General features: G+C 64.7%; 23 protein-coding genes. 10 read left to right on the forward strand and 13 right to left on the reverse strand.

Features of this window, described 5'->3' with window-relative positions; all coding sequences use genetic code 11:
- Positions 1-5: 5 nt before the first annotated feature.
- The 6 genes from ACFOWB_RS18280 to ACFOWB_RS18305 all read right to left on the reverse strand — a co-directional run bounded on the left by ACFOWB_RS18280 (position 6) and on the right by ACFOWB_RS18305 (position 7,899).
- Complete coding sequence (locus tag ACFOWB_RS18280; protein WP_378148829.1) at positions 6-3,689, reverse strand: efflux RND transporter permease subunit; 3,684 nt, start codon at positions 3,687-3,689, stop codon at positions 6-8.
- Between the two features lie 40 nt (positions 3,690-3,729).
- Positions 3,730-5,262: a divalent metal ion exporter adaptor subunit IhpB gene (gene ihpB, locus ACFOWB_RS18285; protein ID WP_378148699.1), complete on the reverse strand. Its 1,533-nt coding sequence runs from the start codon at positions 5,260-5,262 to the stop codon at positions 3,730-3,732.
- Positions 5,259-5,636 carry a hypothetical protein gene (locus ACFOWB_RS18290; RefSeq protein ID WP_378148702.1) on the reverse strand — a complete coding sequence of 126 codons (378 nt, stop codon included), beginning with the start codon at positions 5,634-5,636 and terminating at the stop codon, positions 5,259-5,261. Before ACFOWB_RS18290 ends, ihpB begins: the two co-directional genes overlap by 4 nt.
- Positions 5,633-6,904 carry a TolC family protein gene (locus tag ACFOWB_RS18295; protein WP_378148704.1) on the reverse strand — a complete coding sequence of 424 codons (1,272 nt, stop codon included), beginning with the start codon at positions 6,902-6,904 and terminating at the stop codon, positions 5,633-5,635. The genes ACFOWB_RS18290 and ACFOWB_RS18295 overlap by 4 nt, the downstream gene beginning before the upstream one ends.
- 72 nt (positions 6,905-6,976) lie before the next feature.
- Positions 6,977-7,378, reverse strand: coding sequence for a hypothetical protein (locus ACFOWB_RS18300; RefSeq protein ID WP_378148707.1), 402 nt, complete (start codon positions 7,376-7,378; stop codon positions 6,977-6,979).
- A gap of 95 nt (positions 7,379-7,473) precedes the next feature.
- The gene (locus ACFOWB_RS18305) at positions 7,474-7,899 is read right to left on the reverse strand and encodes a MerR family transcriptional regulator (protein ID WP_261403547.1); all 426 of its coding nucleotides are present in this window, start codon (positions 7,897-7,899) and stop codon (positions 7,474-7,476) included.
- Between the two features lie 66 nt (positions 7,900-7,965).
- Here ACFOWB_RS18305 and ACFOWB_RS18310 point away from each other — a divergent pair, with 66 nt between their 5' ends.
- Positions 7,966-10,086 carry a heavy metal translocating P-type ATPase gene (locus tag ACFOWB_RS18310; protein WP_378148709.1) on the forward strand — a complete coding sequence of 707 codons (2,121 nt, stop codon included), beginning with the start codon at positions 7,966-7,968 and terminating at the stop codon, positions 10,084-10,086.
- Positions 10,087-10,104: 18 nt separating this feature from the next.
- Here the strand turns inward: ACFOWB_RS18310 and ACFOWB_RS18315 are convergent, their stop codons facing one another.
- Complete coding sequence (locus tag ACFOWB_RS18315) at positions 10,105-10,404, reverse strand: hypothetical protein (protein WP_261403548.1); 300 nt, start codon at positions 10,402-10,404, stop codon at positions 10,105-10,107.
- Positions 10,405-10,619: 215 nt separating this feature from the next.
- Here ACFOWB_RS18315 and ACFOWB_RS18320 point away from each other — a divergent pair, with 215 nt between their 5' ends.
- The 7 genes from ACFOWB_RS18320 to ACFOWB_RS18350 all read left to right on the forward strand — a co-directional run bounded on the left by ACFOWB_RS18320 (position 10,620) and on the right by ACFOWB_RS18350 (position 19,734).
- On the forward strand, positions 10,620-11,219 hold the full coding sequence (locus ACFOWB_RS18320) for a hypothetical protein (RefSeq protein ID WP_378148711.1): 600 nt from the start codon (positions 10,620-10,622) through the stop codon (positions 11,217-11,219).
- A 51-nt stretch (positions 11,220-11,270) separates the two neighbouring features.
- Complete coding sequence (locus ACFOWB_RS18325; RefSeq protein WP_378148713.1) at positions 11,271-13,157, forward strand: AAA family ATPase; 1,887 nt, start codon at positions 11,271-11,273, stop codon at positions 13,155-13,157.
- 8 nt (positions 13,158-13,165) lie between these two features.
- On the forward strand, positions 13,166-13,447 hold the full coding sequence (locus ACFOWB_RS18330; RefSeq protein WP_378148830.1) for a DUF6634 family protein: 282 nt from the start codon (positions 13,166-13,168) through the stop codon (positions 13,445-13,447).
- Positions 13,448-14,079: 632 nt separating this feature from the next.
- Positions 14,080-14,991 (forward strand): hypothetical protein, encoded by a 912-nt coding sequence (locus ACFOWB_RS18335; protein ID WP_378148715.1) that lies wholly within the window; start codon positions 14,080-14,082, stop codon positions 14,989-14,991.
- Positions 14,988-17,147, forward strand: coding sequence for a hypothetical protein (locus ACFOWB_RS18340; RefSeq protein ID WP_378148717.1), 2,160 nt, complete (start codon positions 14,988-14,990; stop codon positions 17,145-17,147). The genes ACFOWB_RS18335 and ACFOWB_RS18340 overlap by 4 nt, the downstream gene beginning before the upstream one ends.
- Entirely contained in the window at positions 17,144-18,253 is a 1,110-nt protein-coding gene (locus tag ACFOWB_RS18345) for a TniB family NTP-binding protein (protein WP_261403556.1), read from the forward strand. The genes ACFOWB_RS18340 and ACFOWB_RS18345 overlap by 4 nt, the downstream gene beginning before the upstream one ends.
- Positions 18,250-19,734, forward strand: a complete 1,485-nt coding sequence (locus ACFOWB_RS18350) for a TniQ family protein (RefSeq protein ID WP_378148720.1) — start codon at positions 18,250-18,252, stop codon at positions 19,732-19,734. Before ACFOWB_RS18345 ends, ACFOWB_RS18350 begins: the two co-directional genes overlap by 4 nt.
- A gap of 64 nt (positions 19,735-19,798) precedes the next feature.
- Here the strand turns inward: ACFOWB_RS18350 and ACFOWB_RS18355 are convergent, their stop codons facing one another.
- The 4 genes from ACFOWB_RS18355 to ACFOWB_RS18370 all read right to left on the reverse strand — a co-directional run bounded on the left by ACFOWB_RS18355 (position 19,799) and on the right by ACFOWB_RS18370 (position 22,839).
- Positions 19,799-20,992, reverse strand: a complete 1,194-nt coding sequence (locus ACFOWB_RS18355; protein WP_261403557.1) for an MFS transporter — start codon at positions 20,990-20,992, stop codon at positions 19,799-19,801.
- A 3-nt stretch (positions 20,993-20,995) separates the two neighbouring features.
- Entirely contained in the window at positions 20,996-21,706 is a 711-nt protein-coding gene (arsH, locus tag ACFOWB_RS18360) for an arsenical resistance protein ArsH (RefSeq protein ID WP_261403558.1), read from the reverse strand.
- A complete protein-coding gene (locus ACFOWB_RS18365) occupies positions 21,703-22,062 on the reverse strand; it encodes an ArsR/SmtB family transcription factor (RefSeq protein WP_261403559.1) in 360 nt (119 codons plus the stop codon). The genes arsH and ACFOWB_RS18365 overlap by 4 nt, the downstream gene beginning before the upstream one ends.
- A 66-nt stretch (positions 22,063-22,128) precedes the next feature.
- On the reverse strand, positions 22,129-22,839 hold the full coding sequence (locus ACFOWB_RS18370) for a hypothetical protein (protein WP_378148723.1): 711 nt from the start codon (positions 22,837-22,839) through the stop codon (positions 22,129-22,131).
- Between the two features lie 87 nt (positions 22,840-22,926).
- Here ACFOWB_RS18370 and ACFOWB_RS18375 point away from each other — a divergent pair, with 87 nt between their 5' ends.
- The gene (locus ACFOWB_RS18375; protein WP_261403561.1) at positions 22,927-23,352 is read left to right on the forward strand and encodes a MerR family transcriptional regulator; all 426 of its coding nucleotides are present in this window, start codon (positions 22,927-22,929) and stop codon (positions 23,350-23,352) included.
- 16 nt (positions 23,353-23,368) lie between these two features.
- Complete coding sequence (locus tag ACFOWB_RS18380; protein WP_261403562.1) at positions 23,369-24,343, forward strand: arsenic resistance protein; 975 nt, start codon at positions 23,369-23,371, stop codon at positions 24,341-24,343.
- 62 nt (positions 24,344-24,405) lie between these two features.
- Here the strand turns inward: ACFOWB_RS18380 and arsC are convergent, their stop codons facing one another.
- Together arsC and arsB are read right to left on the reverse strand one after the other, a co-directional pair.
- On the reverse strand, positions 24,406-24,816 hold the full coding sequence (gene arsC / locus ACFOWB_RS18385; RefSeq protein WP_261403563.1) for an arsenate reductase (glutaredoxin): 411 nt from the start codon (positions 24,814-24,816) through the stop codon (positions 24,406-24,408).
- Positions 24,817-24,826: 10 nt separating this feature from the next.
- Positions 24,827-25,882: an ACR3 family arsenite efflux transporter gene (arsB, locus tag ACFOWB_RS18390; protein ID WP_261403564.1), complete on the reverse strand. Its 1,056-nt coding sequence runs from the start codon at positions 25,880-25,882 to the stop codon at positions 24,827-24,829.
- Positions 25,883-25,891: the final 9 nt, after the last annotated feature.

The raw sequence follows: 25,891 nt of genomic DNA on the forward strand, positions 1-25,891 counted from the left end.
CGTCCTCAGCCGCGGCCCTGGCGGGCGTCCTTGAGCATCTGCTCGAAAAACTCGTGCCGCTCGTCATGGTTCTCGACGACGCCCTTCACCAGCGGCTTGGCCGTGCCCTCGCAGAGCGCCCTGACACGGTCGGTCTGCTCCTCGACCGTTCCGCCCGAAAGCGAGCGGATCATGCCGAGGCCGACCGCGCGGGCGGCTCCCGCGGCGCTGACGACGATCTGCGCGGCCTCCTCTCGCGTCATCGTCGCGAGGATCTCGTCCTTCATGTGGGCGATGACCTTGGAGGCGTCTCCGTCCTTCCCTCCCGTCTCCCGGGCGAAGTCGGGATCGACCTTCACGCAGACGGCCGTGAAGTTCTGGGCGAGGAACACGGAGGACAGGACGTTGCGCATCACGTCCTCGTTGAGCGCCCGCGCCGGGGACGACGTCCCCAGAGCGAGAGCGAGCGCAGCCGCGCCGAGGGCCGCGGCCCTCACGACGCGGCCGCCGGCTGCGTCCGGTCCGGGTTCCGGAACCAGGTCCGACTTCCGTCGCCTCGTGAAGAGGACGTAGAGAGCCGGGAGGACGAGCAGCGTCAGGATGGTGGACGACACGATCCCGCCGATCACCACGGTCGCGAGCGGACGCTGCACCTCCGCGCCCGGCCCGGTCGCGATCGCCATCGGCACGAAGCCGAGCGAGGCCACCATCGCGGTCATCAGCACCGGGCGGAGTCGGGTCAGCGCGCCTTCCTTGACCGCCTCGACCAGCTCCTTGCCCTGTTCACGCAGCTTCTGGATGAACGCGATGATGACGAGCCCGTTGAGGACCGCGACGCCCGACAGCGCGATGAACCCGATGCCCGCCGAGATCGAGAGCGGGATGTCGCGGATCAGGAGCGCCGCGACCCCGCCCGTGAGCGCGAGCGGCACGCCGGAGAACACGAGCGCCGCCTCCTTGAACGAGCCGAGGCTCATGAACAGCAGGACGAAGATCAGCCCGAGCGCGATCGGGGTGACGATCGTCAGGCGCTGGGTCGCCGAGACGAGCTGCTCGAACTGCCCGCCCCAGCCGATCCAGTAGCCGCTCGGGAGCTTGACCTGCTCCCCGATGACCCGCTGGGCGTCGCCGACGAAGGAGCCGAGGTCGCGATCGCGGACGTTCGCCGAGACCACGATGCGGCGCTTGCCGTTCTCGCGGCTGATCTGGTTCGGCCCGGGGGCCACCTCCAGGGACGCAAGCGTGGAGAGCGGGACGTAGCGGGTGCGAGAGGCGGGAACGCCTCCAAGCACCGCCGGGCTTGCCTGCGCCTCGTTGCCGTCCGGGGTCGGAAGCGGCACGGGCAGGTTCTTCAGCGCCTCGATGTCGGTGCGCAGCCGTTCGGGCAGCCGCACCACGATGTCGAAGCGGCGGTCGCCCTCGAAGATCTGCCCGGCTTCCTTGCCGCCAACCGCGATCTCGACGATCTCCTGCACGTCGCCGACGCTGACCCCGTAGCGGGACAGCGCGGAGCGGTTCAACTTCACGGTCAGGATCGGCAGGCCCGTGACCTGCTCGGTCTTCACGTCCGCGGCTCCGGGCACCTTCTGGAGCACCGTCTGAACCTCGCCCGCGACCTTGAGCAGCGTGTCGAGGTCGTCGCCGAAGATTTTTACGCCGACGTCCGACCGCACGCCGGAGATCAGCTCGTTGAAGCGGAGCTGGATCGGCTGCGAGAGCTCGTAGTTCGAGCCGGGAATCTCCTCCGCGGCCTTCTCCACATCCTCCATCAGCTCGGCCTTGGTCTTCTTCGGGTTCGGCCACTCCGACCGGGGCTTGAGCATCAGGTAGCCGTCCGAGATCGAGGGCGGCATCGCGTCGGTGGCGACCTCGGCGACGCCCGTGCGGGCGAACACCTCCTTGACCTCCGGCAACTGCAGCAGGCGCTTCTCGAGAGCCGACTGCATCTCCAGCGACTGGGTGAGGCTCGTGCCGGGCACGCGGAGCGCCTGGACGGCGGCGTCGCCCTCGTCGAGGCTCGGGATGAACTCGCCGCCCATCCGCGACGCCGCGATCCCGGTCACGACGACCAGGGCGACCGCCGCAGGGGCCACGACCCAGCGGAGCTTGATCATCAGGCCGAGCAACGGCTGGTAGGTCACGCGGGCGCCCCGCATGAACCAGTTCTCCTTCTCCTTGACCTTGCCGGACACGAAGATCGCGATCGCGGCCGGCACGAAGGTCATGGAGAAGATCGACGCGCCGAGAAGGGCCATCAGGACGGTGACCGCCATCGGCGTGAACATCTTGCCCTCGACCCCGGTGAGGGTCAGCACGGGCAGGTAGACGACCGCGATGATCATGGTGCCGAAAAGGCTCGGCCGGATGACCTCGCTCGCTCCGGCGAGGATCGTCTGGAACCGCTCCTGCATGTTGAGCAGACGGCCGCGGCGTTCCTGCTCGTGGGCGAGCAGCCGCAGGCAGTTCTCGACGATGATCACGGCGCCGTCGATGATGATGCCGAAGTCGATCGCCCCGAGGCTCATGAGGTTCGCCGAGACCTTGTTCTCGACCATGCCCGTGATCGTGAAGAGCATTGCGAGCGGGATCACCAGCGCGGTGACGATCGCGGCGCGGATGTTGCCGAGCAGCAGGAACAGCACCGCGATCACGAACAGCGCGCCCTCGACGAGGTTCTTCTCAACGGTGGCGATCGTCGCCTCGACGAGAGTGGATCGGTCGTAGACGGCGCGCGCCTCGACGCCTTCGGGCAGCGACTTCTGGATTTCGCCGAGCTTGTTGGCGACGCGCTCCGCTACCGTCCGGCTGTTCTCGCCGATCAGCAGCATGGTCGTGCCGAGAACGACCTCGTGGCCGTTCAGCGTGGCTGCGCCGTTGCGGAGTTCGCGTCCGTCCTTCACCTCCGCGAGGTCCGACACCCTGATGGGCGTACCCGCGTGCGAGTTGATAACGATGCTCCCGACGTCCTCCGCGGTGAGCGCCTGGCCGGGCGTCCGGACGAGGTATTGCTCGCCGTTGCGCTCGATGTAGCCGGCGCCGACGTTCGCGTTGTTGGTCGCGAGCGCCGTCATCACGTCGCGGAAGGTTAGGCCATAGGCCATCAGCCGCGCGGGGTTCGGCAGCACGTGGAGCTGGCGCTCGTAGCCGCCGATCGTGTTGACCTCGACCACGCCCGGCACGGTGCGGAGCTGGGGCGTGATGATCCAGTCCTGGATCGTGCGGAGGTCGGCTGGGCTGTAGGCGGAGCCGTCGGGCTTCTTCGCGCCTTCCTTGGCGTCGACCACGTAGTTGTAGATCTCGCCGAGGCCCGTCGAAATCGGCCCCATCGCGGTCTCGACGCCGACGGGCAACTGGTCCTTGGCCTGCTGCAGCCGCTCGTTCACGAGCTGGCGGGCGAAGTAGATGTCGGTCCCGTCCTTGAACACGACAGTGACCTGGGAGAGCCCGTAGCGCGAGAGCGAGCGGGTGTAGTCGAGGTCCGGCAGCCCGCCCATGCTCGTCTCGAGCGGGAAGGTGATGCGCTGCTCGACCTCGAGCGGCGAGAAGCCCGGCGCGGTGGTGTTGATCTGGACCTGGACGTTGGTGATGTCCGGCACCGCGTCGATCGGCAGGCGCAGGAAGTTCCAGGCCCCGAAGGCCGCCACGCCAAGACAGGCAAAGACCACGAGCCAGCGCTGCGCGATCGAGAAGGCGAGGATGCGCTCGATCAGGCCGTTCGGCTTGAACTCGCTCGCGTCGGCCTGGTGCGGGTCAGTGCTCATGGCTCGCGCTTCCCTTTGCGAGCTCTGCCTTCACGACGAAGCTGTTTCTCGACGCGTAGGCTTCGCCTCTCTTGAGACCCGTGACGACCTCGACGGAGCGTCCGTCCCGGCGGCCGAGCGTCACGTCGCGGGCGGCGAAGCGGTCGCCCTCGCGGACGAACACCACGTCGCGGCCCTCGAGCGACTGCACGGCGTCGATCGACACGGCGAGCGGCACGGACTGCTCGGCGGTCGCGATTGCGCCCGTCGCGAACAGGCCTGGCCGGAAGCGGCCGTCATTCGCGATAACAGCGCGCGCGACCGCGCTCTGGGTGTCGGCGGCCCCGATCGGCGACAGGTAGGAGATCTTCGCCTCGATCGGCTCTCCGCCGTCCTCGGGGTCGATCCGCACGGTCTCGCCGACCGCGACCTTCGCGAGGTCGCGGCGGTAGACCGAGAAGTCGACCCAGAGCGTTGAGAGGTCGGTGATGACGAAGGCGGGCTTCTGCTCGGAGACGTATTCGCCGAGCGAGGCCTGCCGCTCGGTGATCACGCCCGCCATCGGGGCCTTCAGTTCGTAAGTCGTCAGGCTCTGGTTGCTCTCGACGACCGCGAGCAGCTCGCCTTTCTTCACCTGGTCGCCGAGGCGCTTCGACAGCGTGCGGACCACGCCGGGGAAGCGCGGCGTGACCTGCACGACCGCTTCCTGGTTCGCCTGCACGATGCCGTTGAGCTGGAGTTCCTCGCGGAGCGTCGAGGCGCCCGCCTTGCCGAGCGCGATGCCCGCGGCCTTCACCTTGGCCTCACCCAGCTCGACGACGCCCTCGGGGAGCTGAGCCCCATGACCGTGGCCGTCGTCCTCCTTCTCGGCGCCGTGGCCGTGCCCGTCGTCCTTGGCGTCGACTGCCGCGACCTTCAGGGGCGGTTCGCCCCCGGCGTCGGCCTTCGGCTTCGGCTTGTCGTGGCCATGGCCGTCGTCCGCGCCGTGCTCGTGACCGTCGTCCTTGCCCGACCCGTGTCCATGGCCGTCGTCCTTGGAATGGGCATCGTCCTTCCCGTGGCCGTGCCCGTGATCCTTGGAGTGCGCGTCCTCCTTGCCGTGACCGTGGCCGTCGCCCTCCTTGTGGTCGTCCGCGGCCGCGACCTGGATCGGGGCGCCTGCGTCGGCCTTCGGCTTCGGTTTGTCGTGGCCGTGACCGTCGTTCTTGCCATGGCCATGCCCATCGTCCTTGCCGGAACCATGGCCGTGGCCATCGTCCTTGGAGTGGTCGTCGTCCTTGGAGTGACCGTGGCCGTCGTCCTTCGAATGGGTGCCGTCCTTGCCGTGGGCATGGCCGTCGCCTTCCTTGTGACCGTCCGCGGCGGCAAGCGCCTTCGGGGCTTCGGCGTGGGCATGGCCGTCCCCTCCCATCAGACCGGAGTAGAGCGAGAGCGCCTGGGTTGCGACCGCGGACGGTCCCTGCTGAGCGGCGTAGAGGCCGCCGGCCCCGATGAGACCTCCGACCACGAGGACGGCGGCGTCGCGTGCGAACGATCGGCTCATGACAGGTCTCCGGACAGGGCGTTGCGGGTCGCGGCGGTCGCCAGGTCGGCAGGGGTTTCCGGTTGGGCGGAGGCGCGGCGCACGTAGCAGGGCGGCTTCGTCGGGTAGCCCTTGAAGTTGCGCTTCGACCACTTGTGGCCGTGGCCGAGGTGCGCGTGTTCGGCGGCGTCGCTGGAGTGGCCATCACCCGCGAAATGGCGGACGCGGACGTCGCGGGCGTTGCAGGTCGGCGGCGTGCGGCCGTCATAGACCCACGCGCCGTCGTAGCCGGGCAGCGGGACGACGCGGGACGTCGATGCGGGCGCCGCCAGCGAAACGGGAGCGGAGGCGAGTAGGAGCGCGGCCGCCATGGAGGCGGTCTTGAGGAAGGTCATTTGTCTCTCCGGGACAGAACGAGGGCGGATCCCGTCAGGCCTTCGAGACTGGCGAGCGATGAGTGGAAGGAGACGAGAGCGTCGATCTCCTTGAGCGAGGCTTCCGACAGCGCGGCGCGCGCGTCGAGCAGCTCGAGCAGCGAGTAGCGGCCCTCGCCGTAGCCGGAGCGGATGCTGTCCCAGGCTTCGCGGGCGACGGGCAGAACGTTGGCGCGGGTGAGCCGGGCCTCGTCGTAGGAGCCCCGAAGCGTCTCGTAGGCGTTGCCGACGAGCACCGTCAGGGCCCGCTGGGCCGCGGCCTTCTCGGCTTCGGTCTTGGCGAGTGTCTCGTTTGCCTCGATGACGCCACCGTGGTTCCGGTCGAACACCGGAAGCGGCACGCTGAGCGAGGCCATGACGGCGTTCGAGCGGTCCTCGCGGTAGTGCCGCCAGCCCACGCCCGCCGTGATGTCAGGCACGGCCTTCGCCTGCGCGGCCGCGAGCAGCGCCCGGCGCTGGGCCCTCACCGCCGTGAAGCGCGTGAGCTGCGGGGTCTGCAGCGCGCGCGCCATCAGGCTGCCGAACGAGGGCGGCGCGCCGATGCGCGAGAGGTCGCCGCCGACCGACGTGAACGACGGCGCCTTCTCTCCAATCAGCACCGACAGCTCGCGCCGCGCCGCCTGGAACGAGGCCTTCGCCTTGGCGAGCTCGACGCGGGTCGTCTCGGTGGCGAGACGGCCGCGCGAGATCTCGGCGCTTGAGGACGCGCCCGCCTCGACCCGTCGCTGGAGCAGCGGCGTCAGGCGGTCGAGGTCGTCGACCTGTTCCTCGAGCTCCGCCACGCGACGCTGGGCGCCGAGCGTCCTTGCGAACGCCTCGGCCGTCTCGGCGAGAACCTGGAGCCGGGTCGCGGCGCGGTCCCAGCGCGCGGCGTCGATGTCGGCGGCGGCGATCGCCATCCGGGCCTCCCGCTTGCCGCCGAGCTCGAAGAGCTGGCTGATCTGGAGCGTGGTCTCGGCGGCCTCGAGGTTGCGCTTGGATCTAGAGCCGAAGGCGTTGTCGAGCTCTGCGGAGAGCTCGGGGTTGGGGAAGACGCCGGATTGGAGGCTCCGGCCGTCCGCCGCCCCAATCTCCCGATCCGCCGCGGCGAGACCAGGGGAGGAGGCGACGGCGCGCGACAGCGCCTGTGACAGCGTGAGGGACCGCGACGACGGCGCGGCGTGCGTCGCCGGCGCGGGAAGCAGCGCGATCGCCACCCCCAGCGCAAGCGCGCGGGTTCTGAAAAACATGACCTGACCTGATGAACTGACGAGCGGAACCGAGCGCGGTTCTAGGCGCGCATCGACACGGATTCCGTCAGGTCAGGCTCGAGGCGGAGGAAGGTCGACGAGGGGTTCCCGCCCGGCGGTCGAGGGCACGGAGGCCCATGCCGGGGACAAGCCGAGCGCGCTCGGCGCGGCAACGACCTGCGCTATCCGCTCAGGAATGGCGGCGCAGCCATGGCAGCCGTGACCGACGAACTGGCCGCTCAGGTCCACGTCGCCGGACTGGCCGTCGACATGGATGCCGGAATGATCGGTCGTGACGCTGGCCATGGTGTCGGCCGAGACCGCGTAGGTGAGCGCCGAGTCGAGGCCCACGTGGCCCGCGAAGCTGCGCTCGACGGCGTCACCGACGCCGAAGACGACCAGGCAAAGGGCGAACGCAACCCGGACGCAGAAGCGCCAGGCACGCATTGATCTCGCCTTCGACAGAACGTCCATGCTGCAACGCATCCGGGGAAACGGGGGGCGGTGTCAAGTCCCGTGGCCGCCACGACTCCGCGATCCGATGGTGGCGGCAAGCCGTCAACGAGTCCTTAACCGGGCGCCGTGGCCCGTGCGTCGCCGGGCGAAAGCGCCTCGATGATCCGGCAGTCGCGGACCGACCCGTGGCCGCATTGCCGCACCATCCCGCGAAGTTCATCGCGCAACGCTTCGAGGTCGGCGATCTTGCGCTCGACCTCGGCGAGGTGGCCCCGCGCGATCTCGTCCACGGCCTCGCAGGGGCGGTCGCGCTGGTCCGCAAGGTCGAGCAGCGCACGGACCTGGTCGAGCGAGAAACCGAGGTCGCGGGAGCGGCGGATGAAGCTCAGGCGATTGAGGTGGCCGCGGTCATAGGCGCGGTAGTTGCCCGAGGTGCGCCGCGGCTGGGACAGCAGGCCGATGCGCTCGTAGTAGCGGACGGTCTCGACCTTGGTGTCGGTCGCCCGCCCGAGCTCGCCGATCGCGAACGTGTCAGACATCGCTTGACCCTGTAGTTGCTACAGGGTCCATATTGTGCGTCACGTCGGAATTGTCGAGGTGACGAAATGGCCGCCGCGAGCGCCCTGAAGCTCCGCATCGAGGGCATGGACTGCGGGTCCTGCGCCGCGAAGATCGAGACCGCCATGCGGCGACTGCCGGGCGTCGCCGAGGTCGAGGTGAGCGTCGCCGCGTCCTCAATGTCGATCACGGTGGACGAAGACCGCACCAGCCGCGAGGCGATCCGGGCCAAGGTCGACAGTCTCGGCTTCAAGGCGATCGATCCGGCCGCGGCCGGCCCCGCGGGTCACGATCATCCGGCGACCGAAGGCCCGTGGTGGTCGACCGCGAAGGGCAGGCTCGTTCCCGCCTCGGGCGCGCTGCTCGCCGGGGCCTGGGGCGTTTCTTGGCTTGAACCGCAGTGGGCGGCGTGGCCCTACGTGGTCGCGGCTGTCGTCGCGCTCGTTCCCGTGGCCCGGCGCGCCGTCGCCGGCGCGCTCAACGGGACGCCCTTCAGTATTGAGACCCTGATGGCCGTCGCCGCCATCGGCGCGATCGCGATCGGCGAGGCGCCGGAGGCCGCGGTCGTGGTGTTCCTGTTCGCGGTCGGCGAACTGCTCGAAGGCGTGGCGGCGAGCCGCGCCCGGGCGGGGGTGAAGGCGCTCGTCGACCTGATGCCGCGCTCGGCCCACCGGATCCGTGGCGACGAGGTGGAGACCGTCCCGGCGTCCGAACTCGCGGTCGGCGACGTCGTGCTGGTGCGTCCAGGCGACCGCGTCCCGTCCGACGGGACCGTGGTCGAGGGCGCGTCCGAACTGAACGAGGCCCCGATCACTGGCGAGTCCCGGGCCGTCTTCAAGGAGGTCGGCTCGAGCGTCCATGCGGGCAGCGTCAACGCCAACGGCGAGCTCCGCGTGTCGATCACGAAGGCGGCCGCGGACAACACCATCGCCCGCATCGTCCACATGGTCGAGGAGGCGCAGGCGACCAAGGCGCCGACCGCGCGCTTCATCGAGCGCTTCAGCCGCTGGTACACGCCCGCCGCCATGGCGTTCGCGCTGCTGGTGATCGTCGCGCCCCCACTGTTAGTGGGCGGCGACTGGCAGACATGGATCTATCGCGGGCTCGCCGTTCTGCTGATCGCCTGCCCCTGCGCGCTCGTGATCTCGACCCCGGCGGCCGTCGCATCGGCGCTCGCGGGCGGAGCGCGACGTGGCCTCCTCATCAAGGGCGGCGCGGCGCTGGAAACGCTCGGCCGCGTGAAGACGGTCGCGTTCGACAAGACGGGCACGCTGACGGAGGGACGGCCGCGCGTCGTCGATGTCGTTGCGCTTGACGGGACCGTCGACGAGACGCTCTCGAAGGCTGCCGCCGTCGAGCGCGGCTCCAGCCATCCGCTCGGTCTCGCCATCGTCGAGGAGGCCCAGTCGAGGATGTTGACTGTCCCGAACGCCTTCGGCGGTACGGCTACGCCCGGCAAGGGCGTGACCGCGCGCCTGATGTCTGGCTTCGTCACCGTTGGATCGCCGCGTCAGGCCGTCGAGAAGGGCCTGCTGTCGCCGGAAGCCACTGGGCGGGTGGCAGAGCTCGAGGGCGCCGGAAACACCGTCGTGGCGGTCAGCGAGGGCGCTCGGCTGCTCGGCCTCGTCGCGCTCAGGGACACGCTCCGTCCGGACGCGGCCGCGGGGCTGGAGCGGCTGCGCAAACTCGGCCTGCGCACCGTAATGCTGACGGGCGACAACGCGAGGGCCGCCGCCGCGATCGCGGCCGAGCTCGGCGTCGAGCATCGCGCGGAGCTGCTGCCCGCGGCCAAGCTCGAGGCGATCGCCGACCATCGCCAGGATGGTCCGATCGCGATGGTCGGCGACGGCGTGAACGACGCTCCCGCCCTTGCCGCGGCCTCGGTCGGCGTCGCGATGGGCGGTGGGACGGACGTCGCGCTCGAGACCGCGGACGCGGCGCTGCTCAAGGACCGCGTCGGCGGGGTGGCCGAGCTCGTGGTCCTGTCCCGGGCGACCCTGTCGAACATCTGGAGCAACGTCACGCTCGCGCTCGGCCTGAAGGGCGCGTTCCTGGTCGCGACCCTCTTTGGCTTCACGCCGCTCTGGATGGCGATCCTCGCCGACACCGGAGCGACCGTGCTGGTGACAGCGAACGCGCTCCGCCTGCTGCGCTTCAAGATGTCTTAAGCATCTCAATCAAAACGTTTAACCGGCGTGGCTATTGTTGGCGTCCAACGCTACGCCAAGGGAATGATCATCCTGAAGAAAACGCAGGCCTTCGTTTTCAAGAACTCTTACGACTGCTTCCACCGTAGCCGTGTAAGTGCGAACACCCGGCGTTTCCAACGCTTTGATCGTATCCCTACTCAAGTCAGCTTTGTCGGCAAGCTGTTGTTGCGACCAAGACAGCATCGCTCTGCCGGCACGAATTTGGCAAGCCTTAACCACGCCCAATACTTTCCGCATAATGCAGAATGTTAGGATTGCAGGACTGGTACCGAACATGCACCAATCTGTCTGCCCGGCGTATGCGTGTCGTCTCTCTCCCTACGGGCGATCCACTCAGATTTGAACCCATTCTGCCTCGCACAGTGATCGTGGCGCAGGGCGCCGTGCTGCGCGGTCGGGAAGAAACCGAATTCCTCAAACGATCCGTCGTTTTGAGGGATTGAGCTCGGCTGCGCTTCCTCTCGTCAAGCCATACCGGGGGACGAAGATTTATGGAAGGCGTATCTCCAAAGCTGACCGACTGCGACATGTTCGCGTGCGAGCAGCGCGACGCCAGCGACCTACTGCGATTGGTTCGTCAGGTGTTCACTGCCGTTTCGGCCTTGCCAGTCGAAGTCGACGGCGCCGATGAATACGTCCAGGAGCTTGCTGGCTTTCATGGGCTGCAGCCGTCCGAAGCTTTCGTGGTGAAGCTTCGCTCGAACACAAGAAGCTTCACCCTGATCGCGGCCACAACGCGCGCATGGGAGCAGAAGCGTCCTGCCCTGCTTTCGACAAAACACGACGCCCGCCGAGCGCGGAGGCATGTCCTCCTGACGCCGGCCGGCTGGGTTAGGCGGCCGGCCTTTCTCGACAACTGTGCTCTGATCGGAACGAGCAGAAGCCTTCGGATCACGGCGACAGATCGAATGGCCATTATCGCTCGCGTCCGGGAAACGCCGGGCGTTTCGCTCGAAGACTGCGCGCTTGAAATCGCAAGCCACGACGACCCCGTCGGGGCTGTCCTCAAAATGGTCGGGGAAGGTCTTCTACGGATGGACCTTAGAACCCCCATGAGCCCGGATATCTGCGTTTCTGTCTCCGTCTCCTGACCTCGCCATTGGCCGACAGCAGTCGAGACCCGCGAAAGGAATTTTCTCTAGATGACGATCTTTGACGACGCCGACAGCGATGTTGGCGAACGGGAAACTGCGGGCTCATTTCGGCAGATCTTGGTCCAGAACGCCGTGAAAAAAGCGCTGACCCCCGCGGTGGTCGCTTCATGCCTCGACGATCAGATCATAATCCTGTTCAACACGCCGACGGAAGTCTGGGCGAACGCAGTGATGGGGCCGATCGCCGGGCTGTTCGAGAACCGACGAGGATCAACGAAGCCCTTCATTTTTAAAAGATCGCCGCCGCGAAAAGCGGGCTCGCCGAAAGACGATCCCGACCACGACACGCTGATCGTCAAGCTTCTGTCGGGCACGTCTGCGATTGGAGTGTTCAGTCCTGGCAGCGCTCCTCTGCCTGCGCTCCAGGATAATCCTGACCTGCGGTTGGAGATCACTCGTCCCGATCGTCGCGCTATCGCGGAGGCCCTTTCGGAGGCGACCGGCGCTGTGGTCGTTCCGGAAAGCGTACCGATCCTCAACACCCTCGATCTCGATGCGCTCTGTATTGCGATCCGACCTCGCGCTCCGATCGAGCGGACGCTCGTCAGGCTCCAGTCGCTGTCGGCTGGCCAAAATCAGGACGATGAAGCGGTCCCTCACCTTGAGCAGCTGGCGGGTTACGGAGCCGCTAAAGTTTGGGCACTTGCGGCGCTGCGAACCCTTGAGCGCTTACGTTCAGGTGATCCCGACGTCACTCTGGCGGATCTTCCCCGAGGCGCATTGCTCGTCGGGCCTCCGGGCGTCGGAAAATCAATATTCGCACGATCATTCGCGAAAAGCTTGAAAATTCCTTCGGTAATTACTTCGGTTTCCGATTGGATGGGGTCGGGAGACACGCATCTCGGCACTGTTATAAAGGCCGCAAGAAGCGCAATTGATAAGGCGACATCGTACCAGCCCGGGTTTCTCTTTATCGATGAAGTCGACTCCATCGTCGATCGAGATTTTGAAAATGGAGACAGTGCTTCATGGTGGCTCAATTTCGTAAATGCAGTGCTCACAGCAATTGATGGCGCCGTTAAATCTCCTGGACTAATCGTTGTCGGAGCCTGCAATAACCTTAATCGCGTCGACAAGGCTCTCAAACGTTCAGGACGTCTGGAGACAATCGTAAGCATTGGACTGCCAAATGAGGCTGACAGACTATTAATACTCGAGTTTTATGTAAAGAGCGCCTTATCTACGGACGCACTTCGACCCTGCGCGGCCAGAGCGGCCGGAATGAGCGGCGCCGACCTCCAGCGCGTCGTCCGCGAAGCGAAGCAGGCAGCCCGTGATCTGGATCGCCGTCTGACGGTCGATGACCTGCTTCAAGCGATGAAGCCGAGCGATGCCCTTTCAGGTGACGTGCTCGTCACGGCGGCCCGTCACGAAGCCGGTCACGCACTCGCCAATCTCTTGCTGGGGGACCGTCTCCTCAGTGTCGATGTCGAGCGCGGCGTCACGCATCTCATGCCGCCGCCTCGGGTGCTGGACAAATTTACGATCGATGATGTGCTTGTAGCGCTCCTGGCGGGCCGAGCGGCTGATGTGCTTCTGAGCGGCAAAGCCAACGGAGGCGCCGGCGGCGCGCCGCACTCCGATCTAGGACAGGCTACAGCCTTGTCGGCGGCTCGGCACGGAAGCTTTGGCCTTGGTGAAACGCTGGCCTTCGTCGGTCCTGCTGACGAGGTTTTAAGGCTGGTCCGAGCAGATCAGGACCTTCGAACCAAGGTCGAAAAAGACCTTCAGGACGCCTATGCCGCCGCTTTGAGCCTGCTTGCTCGCCATAAAGTGGCGCTAGCGGCCCTCGCGGACGAACTCCTGCATCGGAGGTTCATGCATGCCGACGATATCGCGGCCTTCATGTCCGGCAAACTCGAGGCGACACCATGAACTGGCTAATGGAGGCGGAACGTCTCGACCGATTGTCGCTCGATCTCAGGCTGATTTCCGCAAATTCGGATCGCCCTACGATCGACCAGCTGGCGATGGCTCCGGTTCTGTCCGATTGGCGCAGGGCGGTCGTGGCGAACCATGCCCTGATTGGCTGCGTTCGGCGCCACCCGCTCGTCGGTCCGGGTCCGATCAGAACGTCGGCCATTGTCGCTGAAGGACCCGGTTGGGCGAGAACTTTAAGTCGCTTTTACGTTCTGCAGGACCCGCACCCCTCGATCCTCGACTGAGGTTGCGTAGGCTTTTCTCGCGGAGCCTGGCAGTAACTGGGGCTTGGATCTGGATTTTGCCAACTTGACCGGGCCATCGATACGAAGTGGGAAGCAAACTACACCATAGTGCACGAGATGTGTACTGATCCAGCTTTTTCATTCAGCAGAGTCGCTACCGAGTCCCCACACCCTCCGGATTGCGCTGGACCGTGAATAATATCGGCTTAATCTCGAACATTACTATAGACAACGACCTCGCTAGACTCTGATAAAACAGAGCCGCCCGCAATCAGCGGGGCGGAGACTCAAAAAAAAATCTCAGCGGGAGAAGATACTTTCCAGAAAATCGGTTTTCCTAAAAATGCGAGGTCCGACCGGGCAGCGCGGAGCAGCGTCGGAGAAAATCATGGCTAACGTATCAAGCATAAAAAAGGCGCGCAGCATGTAGCTGCGCGCCTTCTGTTTTCGGTCCCGAGGTCACGCTTACCGGCCAGCCTCAGGAAATCAGTCTCAGTTGCAGAAACGGCGTGCGAAGCGTCGTGACGTGCGAAGCGTCACAAGCCCCTGTGCACCGCTATCGCCAGATTCGCACGCTGCTTCGCAAGCTTCAACGCCCCGATTGAAAAAATCGCGGGTGAAAGGAAAGCTGCGTGCCTAAAGGTAAGTCCGCCCCTGTGATCGACGTCTCCGTTGTCGCAAACGGATTGTCAGCACACGCCTCCGGTAGCGTTACGACCTATCATGTTCGGCGGATCGAGACGTCGTCAGTCGACGAAACGGACGACCTCGTTCCGAACATCTGCACACCGCTCATGCCCGAGAAACGCGCGGCGCGACAGCCGCGTCGATCGCGGACGGAAATCCAGGAGAAGAAAAGCCCGCGTCTCCGGGGATCTGAGACGAAGAAGGTACGCTATCGCGGTCGTGAAACCTACTGCGGAGACGTTCCTATGACGCGGCTCCGCTACAAGCTTGTGGCGGGTGATAGTCTTCTCGAGTGCGACTTCGTCATCGTCACAGACGCGACCGAAGACGACCTGATCGATGTCCAGTCCCAGCCAGCGCCGCTCGCGATTTATGTCGAAGGCCACGAGCTGAAATGGACGCCCGATTATCTCATCCGTCGAGTCGGTTTTACCGCTGAACTCGTCGAGGTGAAAAACCTCTCATGGCTTCGCCCTTCAGACCCATCCCTTGCCGCCTACCGGCGCGCATGGGTCGACGCATGCGCGGTAGCGGCCCGCTCCCAAGGCTTTGCTTTCAGATTGCTCACTGAACAGGAAATCCGAGTCGAGCCGCGTCTCTCCAACGCCTATCTCACGCATCGCCACCTCGGGCCTTTCGTCGATGAGGGCCTGCTGATGAAGGCCGTGATGGCGCTGCCTTCGTTGATGGCGCAGGCGACTGTCGCCGATCTTGGCAGCGCGATCGACAATCCTCTCCGCGCCATTGAATGCGCGATAAGGCTTGATCGTCAGGGTTATATTCGGCTTGACCGATCGACGGTTTTCTCCTCGGCGAGCACCTTCACGAATTCCCAGGCAGAGCGCGAACCGCAATGACGGTCCGTCTCGCTCCCCCCAGAATGGCTCCCGGCTCGACCGTGTTGATTTACGGACGCCGGCATACCGTCCAGGGTTTCACGCGAACCGGACGATCCTTTCTGCCAGCTGACGATTCTGAGGCTGAGCCGGTCGAAATCACGTTCGATCGCCAGATCGAGCTTATCCGACAGCTAAAACTCACGTCGGACATCTCCTACCAGACGATACCCGACAGCGTGAGGATCAACCTCACACGCGATCTGAGCGTGTTCGGTGACGTCGCACGAATGGAGGCGACCGCTCGCTTCGCCTACTGTCGGGCAATCCACGAACTGCCTTGGGCCCATCGAGATAAGTCCGCTCACGTCGGGCCAGCCCTTGCTCGTGTCGCAGAGACCGAAATCGGAAAGACGATAGCCCAGCCGTCATTTCGGCTAGCGCGCGAGTGGTACAATCGCTGGGTCGGATGCGCGTTTGATATTCGAGCACTCATTCCCAGCACTTCAAAACGCGGCAACAAAGAAGCCCGGTATGACGACTGGGTCTACGCCGAGATCGACAAAGCAATACTTGAGGTGCACGCCAATTGCACCAGAGGAAGTATTAGCCAGACGCTCAAGCGCGCCAGACAGCTTGTTCGCCTAAAGGTAGATAAAGAAGGACGTAAGCTTCCAGGTAAAAGCAAACATATCCTCGGCCGCGGCGTTGTCGAAGACCGTATCGCCAAAATGGGCCATTATGAGCTCGTGGCCAGACAATGGGATGAAAAGGAGGCTCGGCGTCAGCTGCGGATGATAGGAGCAGGCCCCGACGGCAAGTATCCTCTCGCAGAAGTTGAGATCGATCATACGGTCATTGATTTGATGGTCCGGCACAACGACATAGTGCTTGGACGGCCGTACATTACGGCACTCATTGATAGATATTCGCGAATGATCCTTGGGTTCACGATTAGCTTCGTGCCGCCTTCTTGGGTCTCCGTTATGGAGGCGCTCCGTCAGGCTGTCATGCCCAAGGATGCACTCCTTAACGATGTCTACGAGGCGACGGGGGTTTCGTTTGAATTCGACTGGCCATGCTGGGGTGCGCCAGACCAGCTTTTTGTAGATCAAGGGGCGGAGTTTTTAAGCATCTCAATGGCGGCCGCAGAGGCTGCGTTGAACATGAAGCTTGTTCAGCTTTCAAAAGCAAGAGGAGATTTGAAGGGTAAGATTGAAAGCTGGTTTCACAGCAAGAACCAACAAATTACGCACAGAATACCGGGAACGACATTTTCTAACCCCCAGAAGAGAAAGAATGCTGATCCAAAAACATTTGCAATTATAGGGTTTGATGAATTCAAGACAGTCGTCTTGCGTTGGGTCGTCGACGTTCATAACGCTCAAGAGCATTCCTCGACGGGCCAATGCCCTATCAAGGCATGGCAGGAAGGGATGCGAAAAGTTGGCCCGAAGCCGCCGCCTCCAATGGAGCTGCTCTCACCGCTAGTGGGGTTGGTCGTCCAGCGCAGACTGCTTCAGAGCGGGGTTTCCTACAACCGACTGCGGTTTAACTCTATTGAGTTCCAGGCGCTTCGCGCACGACTTCCGAAAAATAGCCGAGTCGAAGTGAGAATCGACCCGCTTGATCTTACTCAAGCATATATTCTTGATCCCGATACGCTTGATTGGGTGGTCGGGCACTGCGTATCCGAAGACTCAGCATCTAAACTGACACTGGCGCAGTACAACTTCGTACGAAAGGCGAGCGCTGAACAGAAGATAGTCGATGAAGACTACGAGCTAAAACTAGCTCGAGGCGAGCAAAAGGTCCGCGACGCTATCAATGGCGCTCACCGCCGTAGCGGAGTGCCACCAAAACAAATCGTAGCGCTCGTGACACAGGGCACGCGTCCGTCGGAACACATCCATAGAAATCGAACCGATCCCACGGAAAGCGAGAGCCGGATGGGAAGTCACGATTTTGACGGTCCTGTTCTTTCTCCCGCTCCGGACCCGGCCGGACCCTACAGGGAGAAGGTCCTGATGCCGGTGGATCCGTACCCGACCAAAAGATCAGACGGTGAGCCGGTCGGCTCGTGGCGGCCACCGGCGACCATCCCTCCTCTCGTGGAAGCAGCGGCGACAGAGCAACCCCGAGAGGAGAGAACTTTTACTGGCAGGAGGCGCGTATGACCATTTCGAGCACCCCAATCAAAGCAGACGCGTCCGCGTGGTCATCGATGTCTTTATCGGCGCGCCTATCGAACATCGGAAACTTTATCGCGGACACGCCCACGCTTCTCGATTCTGTCTCCTTTATTCAGGAATGTATCGAAAGCCACGGCTGCTCGCCGGAAGGTGAGATTTCATTTCTGCTTGGTGAGACCCGTGCAGGAAAGACCACTGCTGTTGAAACGGCTATGCGCGATCTTGCGGACAAAGTACAGGGTGAGTTCATCTCTCAGCGCTTTCGTTCTGATCGTCACGCTGCGGCTCTGATGTCGGTCGACAAAATGACGCGCGACGGTATCGAAAGACCAGTGTTTGCAATCGAAGTACCGAAAGCGCCGACCTTTAAGGGTTTGCTCGCAGACGTACTGGCCGCACTTGGAGTTGCCATAAAGGGAAAAATCACCTTCGGAGAACAGCAGTCTTTGCTTTGTGCGCAATTGGTTGGCCAGCGGACCAAGTTGCTGATCTTTGATGATGCCCAGCACGTCTGCGAAAGCGGAAAAAATCATGAAGTTTATGCGGCTGCCGATGTGTTCAAACTGATCGCTAAAGTATCGGGTGTACAGATATTATGCGTTGGCTTACCGCACACTTTAGACGTAAAGACGGCTAACCCGCAGGTCAAATGGATCGGAGGAGTCGAAAGGACGATCGAGCCGCTCGCGATTGACGCCAATCCTGCCTCGGATTTGGCAATCCTCTGTGCCACTTTGAACAAAGAACTTCCGTTTGAAGTGGCCTCCCATCTCTCCGAGCCAGAAGTTTTCGTCCCGCTGGCCATCCATTGTGGGGGTTATGAAGGTCGGATCGCAACGATCGTCCGATTGGCCGCTCGTCATGCGATAAGAAGCAACCGTCACTGCCTAGACAAACATTGTCTGATAGATTTTCTTAGAGAGATGCGCGGCGTGCCCGACGCATTGAACCCATTCTTGCTTTCGGCGGAAGATCTTACGGATCTGCCAAATCGACTGAAGGACGCAAAGAACGCAGAGGTTGCGGCGGTTGCGGCTCGTCTAGGCAAAGCTTCTCGAAGGGGCGAAGCTTTCTCAGGCATCTTGAGATGAGCCCTCTCGATAAGTGGCTCCCCCCACTCCGGACACCCGACGTCAGGCCCGACGAGCCGGCCCACGGCGTCTTACTAAGGCTTAGTCATCGAAATGGCATCCAGCGCATGTCGATGATGCAGGCGCTGACTGGGCTTGAGTTGCGGCGCGTGAGGACGGGTCAGCAGCTAGACGCCCTGGCTGGTATGGCCGGATGTGACGCGGACGACCTATCGTCTCTTCATCTCAAGAAGTTGCCTGGGCGAACAGTCGAGATTCGCGGTGAAGTGCTGCGATACCCATCGGATATCCTCATCAGCGGAAGACGCCTTTGCACGGCCTGTCTGGACGAGGCTTGTTACCATCGCTTTTGGTGGGACCTCTCGATGGTCGCGACATGCCCCAAGCACCAGACCGTTCTGACAGTTGCTTGCAGTTGCGGTCACGCTCTGGGGTGGGGGGACGGATCGCTGACAAAATGCTCGCATTGCGTCGACGGCGACGTGCGTAAAACCGTGCCGAAGGCGGCAAACCCCAACGAAGTTGAACTCGACCGATGGATCCTGGGACGCTTCGAGCTCACGAAGAGCCAATCCGAGCCCGAAGTGCTGATGGATTTGCCGATAACAAGCGCTCTAGAGACGATTGAACGGATCGCCGCTCTCCCACTAGGCCGTCATGGAACAAGTTTTGGCAGTCTCGGCCTGTCTCGTCGGGCGGTCTGGGTGAGAGGGTTTCAATGCGTAGCCGCTGGGCAAGTAGCGGACGCTCTTGAAGAAGCCTACCGGCTGTCCAAGCAGCCTGACCACCCGCATCCGGACATCTCTACAGCCTATGGACCGTTTTGGGGATGGCTCACTCGAAAGGGAGGCGAGAGGTTTTGCAGTCCACTTGCCGTCATCGTGCAAGAGCATTCGTCGAAGATATTCAACCTGTCTACCGGTCAACACTATGGAGCGTCACACATCACGCGACGGATAAGCGACCTTGCTCATATCGATCCGGCAAGCGCTCAGCCGCAGAGTGATCGGGACGCTGTTGATCGGGCTTCTCATCAGGCTGCTTCGTGGACGGTTGGTCTCGATGTCGACGGCATACGCTCAATGCATCGTATTAGACCGTTTATTTCTATACAGGAGCTAGCTGACCTTCTCGGGGTTAACTTGGCTCAGCTCGATGAAGTGCTAGAAACAGATCTTCTCACGCCTAGGGAGGGCGGGCCTCAGGTTCAGAAACGCCCATATGTGAGGGCAGAAGTCGAGCAGCTTCTAAAAGATCTGAAATCTGAAGCTCGTATATCTCCGCAGCCACAGTCGAACGTTGACTCGGTGGTCTCGCTTGCTTGCGAACACGGATCATCACTCGGAAGCCTAATCTTGGCGATTCGTCAGGGCGTCCTCCCGGTAGTAGCATTAAGGCGCGGACAGACAGGCTTAAGTGCTTTGCTTGTCCGCTTGTCCGATTTCTTAGATGTAGTAGAGACGCCAGCGTTAACTATTTAGCATAGGCCAATCTTGAGAAACAACATCGTATCTCCTCTCTGATGCCTGGAATTTGCTGCAGCATTCAGTCTCTAGAGAGCTCTCTTCGAGCGCCCAGTAGCACAGCTGTCGCGCCTAGGTTCAATGTCGCCAGAACAGCCAGCGTACTTAACATTGCAACGCTCCCGGCACGTGAGATCGCCAGGCCGGCCACGAAAGGGGCGAGCGCCTGAACGACGAGGTTCGGAGCCGCGAGCCGTCCCATGACGACCGCGTAGCGCTCCGGCCCGAAAAGCGAGAGCGGGACCGTACCGCGCGCGATCGACCAGACACCGTTCCCGGCGGCGTAGAGCACGACAGCGGCCGCGGCGGGCCCGGCGCCGAGCGCGAGCAACACCACGCCCACCGCGACCAGCGCCCCGGCCCAAGCGAGGGTCGAGGTCGGGTGAAGCCGCTCGCCGACCAGCATCTCGACCACGCGCGCTCCGACCTGCGACGGACCGATCAGCGCGCCGACCGCGACCGCGGCTGCGAGCGCCATGCCCTGGGCCTGCAGGATCGTCAGCAGGTGCACCGACACCGTCGTCTGGACCGCCCCGTTCGCCATCAGGATCCCGGCCAGCAGCCAGAAGGTCCGGCGCTCACGCGAGGTCATCGCGCCGGCGCCAGAACGGTCAGGGGCGGTCGGGACCTTTCGGGCCTCGCGCGGCAGCAGGAGGAACAGCGTCGGCGCCATGACGAGCACCTGGACGACGGCGTAGGCGAAGCAGGCGCCGCGCCAGCCGACATGCTCGACCGCGAGCGCCGACAGCGGCCAGCAGACCGTGCTTGCGAAGCCCCCGAACAGGGTGAGGTTGGTGATGGCGCGCCGCGCCGACGCCCCGAAGATCCGGCCGAGCGTCGAGAACGCCGCGTCGTAGAGCCCGGCGCCCATGCCAAAGCCGAGCACGGCCCAGCCTAGCAGGTAGGTCGCGAGCCCGGTCGACGACCCGACCGCGGCGAGACCCGCTCCCATCAGCAGTGAGCCGGCCGCCATGGTCTGCCGCCCGCCGAAGCCGTCGATCATGCGGCCGACGAAGGGCGCGGCGATCCCGGAGCAGAGCAGCCCGACCGAACCGCCGCCGACCACCCAGGCGAACGGCCATCCGGTGTCGGCCGAGATCGGCGTCGCGAGGACTGCGAGCAGGTAGAAGCTCGAGCCCCACGATACGATCTGGGCAATGCCGAGCAGCGGGACTGCGATCCTGACGCCGGGCGGCGACGGCGCCGTCGTCTCCACGCCTCAGACGGCCCGTTTCAAGTCGACCCGCGCCTCGAGCGCCGCGGCGGTCTCCTTCCGCTCGCTGTAGCGGTCGGTCAGGTGGTCGGACACGTCGCGGGTGAGCAGCGTGAATTTCACCAGCTCCTCCATCACGTCGACCACGCGGTCGTAGTAGGCGGACGGCTTCATCCGCCCGTCCTCGCCGAACTCCTGGAAGGCCTTGGCCACCGACGACTGGTTCGGGATGGTGACCATCCGCATCCAGCGGCCGAGCACGCGCATCTGGTTCACGGCGTTGAACGACTGCGAGCCGCCAGAGACCTGCATCACCGCGAGCGTGCGCCCCTGCGTCGGGCGGACAGAGCCGACGGAGAGCGGGATCCAGTCGATCAGCGACTTCATCACGCCCGTCATGGCGCCGTGGCGCTCGGGACTGGTCCAGACCTGCGCCTCGGACCAGAGCGAGAGCTCGCGCAGCTCGGCGACCTTTGGGTGGTCGGCCGGGCCGTCGTCGGGCAGCGGCAAGCCTGCAGGGTCGTAGACGCGCGTCTCGCAGCCGAGCCGCTTCAGCAGGCGTTCGGCCTCGAGCGTCAGCAGGCGGCTGTAGGAGACGGGCCGGAGCGAACCGTAGAGCAGCAGCACGCGCGGCGGATGGGTCGACCGCGGTCCATGAAGCCGGGAGAGGTCCGTCGCCCGGAACGAGGCCTCGTCGAGGTTCGGGAGGTCGGTCACGAGCGGTCGCCTTTCTTCGGCGCTGCGCCGTAGGACGAGGCCGTGGCGGCGAAGGCCGCGGCGACCTCCGGATGCCCGGCGCAGCAGTCCTTCAGCAGGAAGGAGGCGAGGCCTTGCACCGCGTCCAGGTCCGCGCGGTAGACGACAAGGCGGCTTCGGCGCTCCGACTTCACGAGGCCGGCCCTCGCCAGGATCGCCAGATGGGTCGAGAGGGTGTTGTGGGGGACGTCGAGGCCGCGCGCGATCTCGCCGACGGGAAGCCCGTCGGACTCGTGCATCACGAGCAGGCGGAACGCGTCGAGGCGCGTCGGCTGGGCAAGCGCCCCGAAGGCGTCGATGACTTCTAACTTGTCCATATGTCGATAAATATCGACATATGGACGCACGTCAACCCACCTCTGCGTGGCCTGCCGGAGGTCGCCTCATGCTTGCACTTTGACTGCGTTTACGATCAGCCCCTCGATCATGGGCCACAAGACCGCGAGCGCCAGCATAATCGAAGCCGCGATCATGATCGCCATGGTCGATCGAGCGGGTCGGCGCGCCGTCCGTCGGCTTTCAAGCCAGACCCAGATCCAGGCGCCGAGCACGGCGACGGCGGCGATGGCGACCATCCAGATCCGTGCGCCCGCGAACCACGACAGGACGCCCCCGAACGTCCCGAGCGCCACGGCCGGGAGCGCCAGCGGAAGCACGCCGCACGCACCACAGGCGACGGCGGCCGTCGCGCTGGTCGCCGCGGCCGTCACGACGGCCATTTCTGTCCTTGCGGTCACGAATCCCTCCTTCACCACCGTTTCCGGGATTCCGCTTTCAAACGGCGACAGCACCGCGTCGGCCATTTCGTCGTCGGGCGCCGTGATCGCGAGGACCACCACCTCGCCCTCGCGGCGGACGTCGAACCGGAGGAAGCCGCAGCACTGGCGCTCGCTCTCGACCAGCAGGCGGGTGCGGGCCTCCGCGTCGGAGGCATAGCCCAGCTCGAGCCGCGGCCCGGTCCGGCGCCAAGTCCTCAAGGTCTCGCGGTTCAGGTCCCCGATGAGGTCGATGCGCTCCTTGATGGCGCCGGGAGCGAGAGAGCAGGCGACGGCGGTGGCAGCAGCGGACACGGGCGAAAACCTCTGGGCCGTCATGCCGCAGGACCGTCCCGCGGCGTCGGCTCGCCCTGATGTGCCACTTCAAGTAACTTGAGGTTCAAGAGGGAAAACGGAGGGCTCGGGATGGAGCTCAAGATCGGCGAGCTGGCGAGCCTGACGGGCACCAACGCCCCGACGGTCCGCTATTACGAGGAGATCGGTCTGCTCCCGAAGCCGGCCCGGCGCGACGGCGGCCAGCGGTCCTACGGGGACGGCGACGTGAGCCGCCTGACCTTCATCCGGCGGTGCCGCGAGTTCGGCTTCCCGATCGAGCGCGTGCGCGACCTCGTCGGCCTGCTGGAGAGCCCGGAGCGCCCCTGCGTCGAGGCGCGCGACCTCGCCGCGGCCCAGCTCGCCGAGGTGCGGAAGAAGCTGAAGGAGCTGCGGGCGCTCGAGCGGAGCATCGCCGACTTCGTCACGCGCTGCGACGAGTCATGCGCCGGAGGGCCGGGATCCGACTGCGTGATCCTCGAAGACCTTGCACGGCCCGACTGCGGCTGCGGACATTGACATGGGGAGCTTTGGGATGGAGCAGGTTCGGGAGACGCTCGAGGCGCGACAGGTCGCTATCTACTTCGCGGCTATCGTCGTGGGCGGCCTCGCCGGGATGGCGATCGGCGGCGCCGAGGCGCTCGAGGCCGCGATCAACCCCGCACTCGCCCTGATGCTGTTCGTCACCTTCTTGCAGGTGCCGCTCGTCGAGCTGGGCGCCGCGCTGAAGAACGGGCGCTTCCTCGCCGCGCTCCTCGCCGTGAACTTCGTCGCGGTGCCGCTCCTGTCGTTCGGCCTTGTCCAGTTCCTACCCGAAGACCCGATGCTGCGGCTCGGCGTGCTCATGGTGCTGCTGACGCCCTGCATCGATTACGTGGTGACGTTCGCGCATCTCGGCCGCAGCGACGCGCGCCTGCTGCTCGCCTCGACCCCGATCCTGCTGATCGCTCAGATGCTCCTTTTGCCCGTCCAGCTCGGTGTGATGCTGGGCGACGCGGCGTCCGGCCTCGTACAGCCCGGCCCGTTCGTTCACGCCTTCGTCTGGCTGATCGCGCTCCCCTTGCTGCTCGCCGCGGCGGTGCAGTTCTGGGCGGGCCGGTCCCGCGCCGGAGCCTCGGCGTCGAAAGCGCTTGGACTGCTGCCCGTGCCCGCGACCGCGCTGGTGCTGGTCCTCGTGCTGGCGGCCGTCGCTCCCAGGATCGGCGAAGCGCTTCCCGCCGCCATGGCCGCGGCCCCGGTCTACGTCGCCTTCGCCGTGCTCGCCCCGCTGCTCGGTCTCGGGGCTGCTCGCCTCTTCGGCCTCGAGGCCGCTGCAGGGCGCGCGGTGTCGTTCAGCGCGGCGACGCGGAACTCCCTCGTGGTCCTGCCACTCGCCTTCGCGGTGCCGGGCGGCGCGCCGCTGCTGCCCGCCGTGATCGTCACGCAGACGATCGTCGAGCTGGTGAGCGAGCTGGTCTACATCCGGCTGGTGCCAAGGCTGCATCGCGATCGGCGGGTGGCACCTGCCTGATCGTCAGGTCGTAGTATTGAGCGGCGTCCGAGGCTTGTGGCTGCTCAAAGTTCAAATCGGACTCAGCCCGCCCGGACAACCTCACCGTCCTCCTTGGTGAAGTCCTCGGCCAGAGGCGCGGGCAGGATCTGGATCACGACCTCGGACGGACGGCAGAGCCGCACGCCGCGCGAGGTGAACACGAATGGGCGGTTGATCAGGATCGGATGGGCCAGCATCGCGTCGAGGATCGCGTCGTCGGTGACGGACGCCTCGCCCAGGCCGAGCTCCGCAAAGGGCGTGCCCTTCTCCCGCGCGGCCTCGCGTGGGCTCAGCCCCGCGGCTGCGATGGCCTTAGCCAGCTCTTCGCGCGTTCGCGGCGCCTTCAAGTACTCGACGACGGTAGGCTCGATCCCCGCGGCGCGGATCATCGCGAGCGTGTTGCGGGACGTGCCGCAGTCGGGGTTGTGCCAGATGGTGACGGACTCGGTCATGACGACCTCCTCAGGTCTTCTGCTGCGAGGCGACCGCGCGGACGCCGCGGGCCTCGTACCAGGGCTTCGAGCGGTTCACGATCCAGACGACCGAGAGCATCACGGGCACCTCGATCAGCACGCCGACGACGGTCGCCAGCGCCGCCCCGGACTTGAACCCAAACAGGCTGATGGCCGCGGCGACCGCGAGCTCGAAGAAGTTCGACGCCCCGATCAGCGCGGATGGCCCGGCGACGCAGTGCGCCTCGCCGGAAGCCCGGTTAAGCAGGTAGGCGAGGCCGGAGTTGAAGTAGACCTGGATCAGGATCGGCACGGCGAGCAGCGCGATTACGGCCGGCTGCGCGATGATCTGCTCTCCCTGGAAGGCGAACAGCAGGACCAGCGTCGCGAGAAGGGCGACGAGGGACAGCGGCTGGAGCGCCGACAGCAGCTTGCCGAGCGCCGCTTCGCCGCCGGAAGCGAGGATCCGGGAACGCAGGACCTGGGCCGCGATGACGGGCACGACGATGTAGAGGCCGACCGAGAGGATCAGCGTGTTCCACGGCACGGTGATCGACGACAGGCCGAGCAGCAGCGCGACGATCGGCGCGAAGGCCACGATCATGATCGCGTCGTTGACGGCGACCTGGCTCAGCGTGAAGAGCGGGTCGCCTTTCGTCAGGTTCGACCAGACGAAGACCATCGCGGTGCACGGGGCGGCAGCCAGCAGGATCAGCCCGGCGATGTAGCTGTCGATCTGGTCGGCGGGCAGGTAGTGCCGGAACAGCCAGCCGATGAACAGCCAACCGAGCAGCGCCATCGAGAACGGCTTGACCGCCCAGTTGATGAACAGCGTCACCGAGATGCCCCGCCAGTGCGAGCTGACCTCGCGGAGCGCCGCGAAGTCGACCTTGACCAGCATCGGGATGATCATCAGCCAGATCAGCACGGCGACAGGCAGGTTCACGCTGGCGACCTCGAGCGCGCCGATCGCCTGGAACAGGCCGGGCGCGACGTAGCCGAGGGCGACGCCGACGACGATGCAGAGGAAGACCCAGACGGTCAGGTAGCGTTCGAACAGGGACATCGGCTCGTT

Source organism: Chenggangzhangella methanolivorans (assembly GCF_042648545.1).
GTDB lineage: Bacteria > Pseudomonadota > Alphaproteobacteria > Rhizobiales > Methylopilaceae > Methylopila > Methylopila methanolivorans.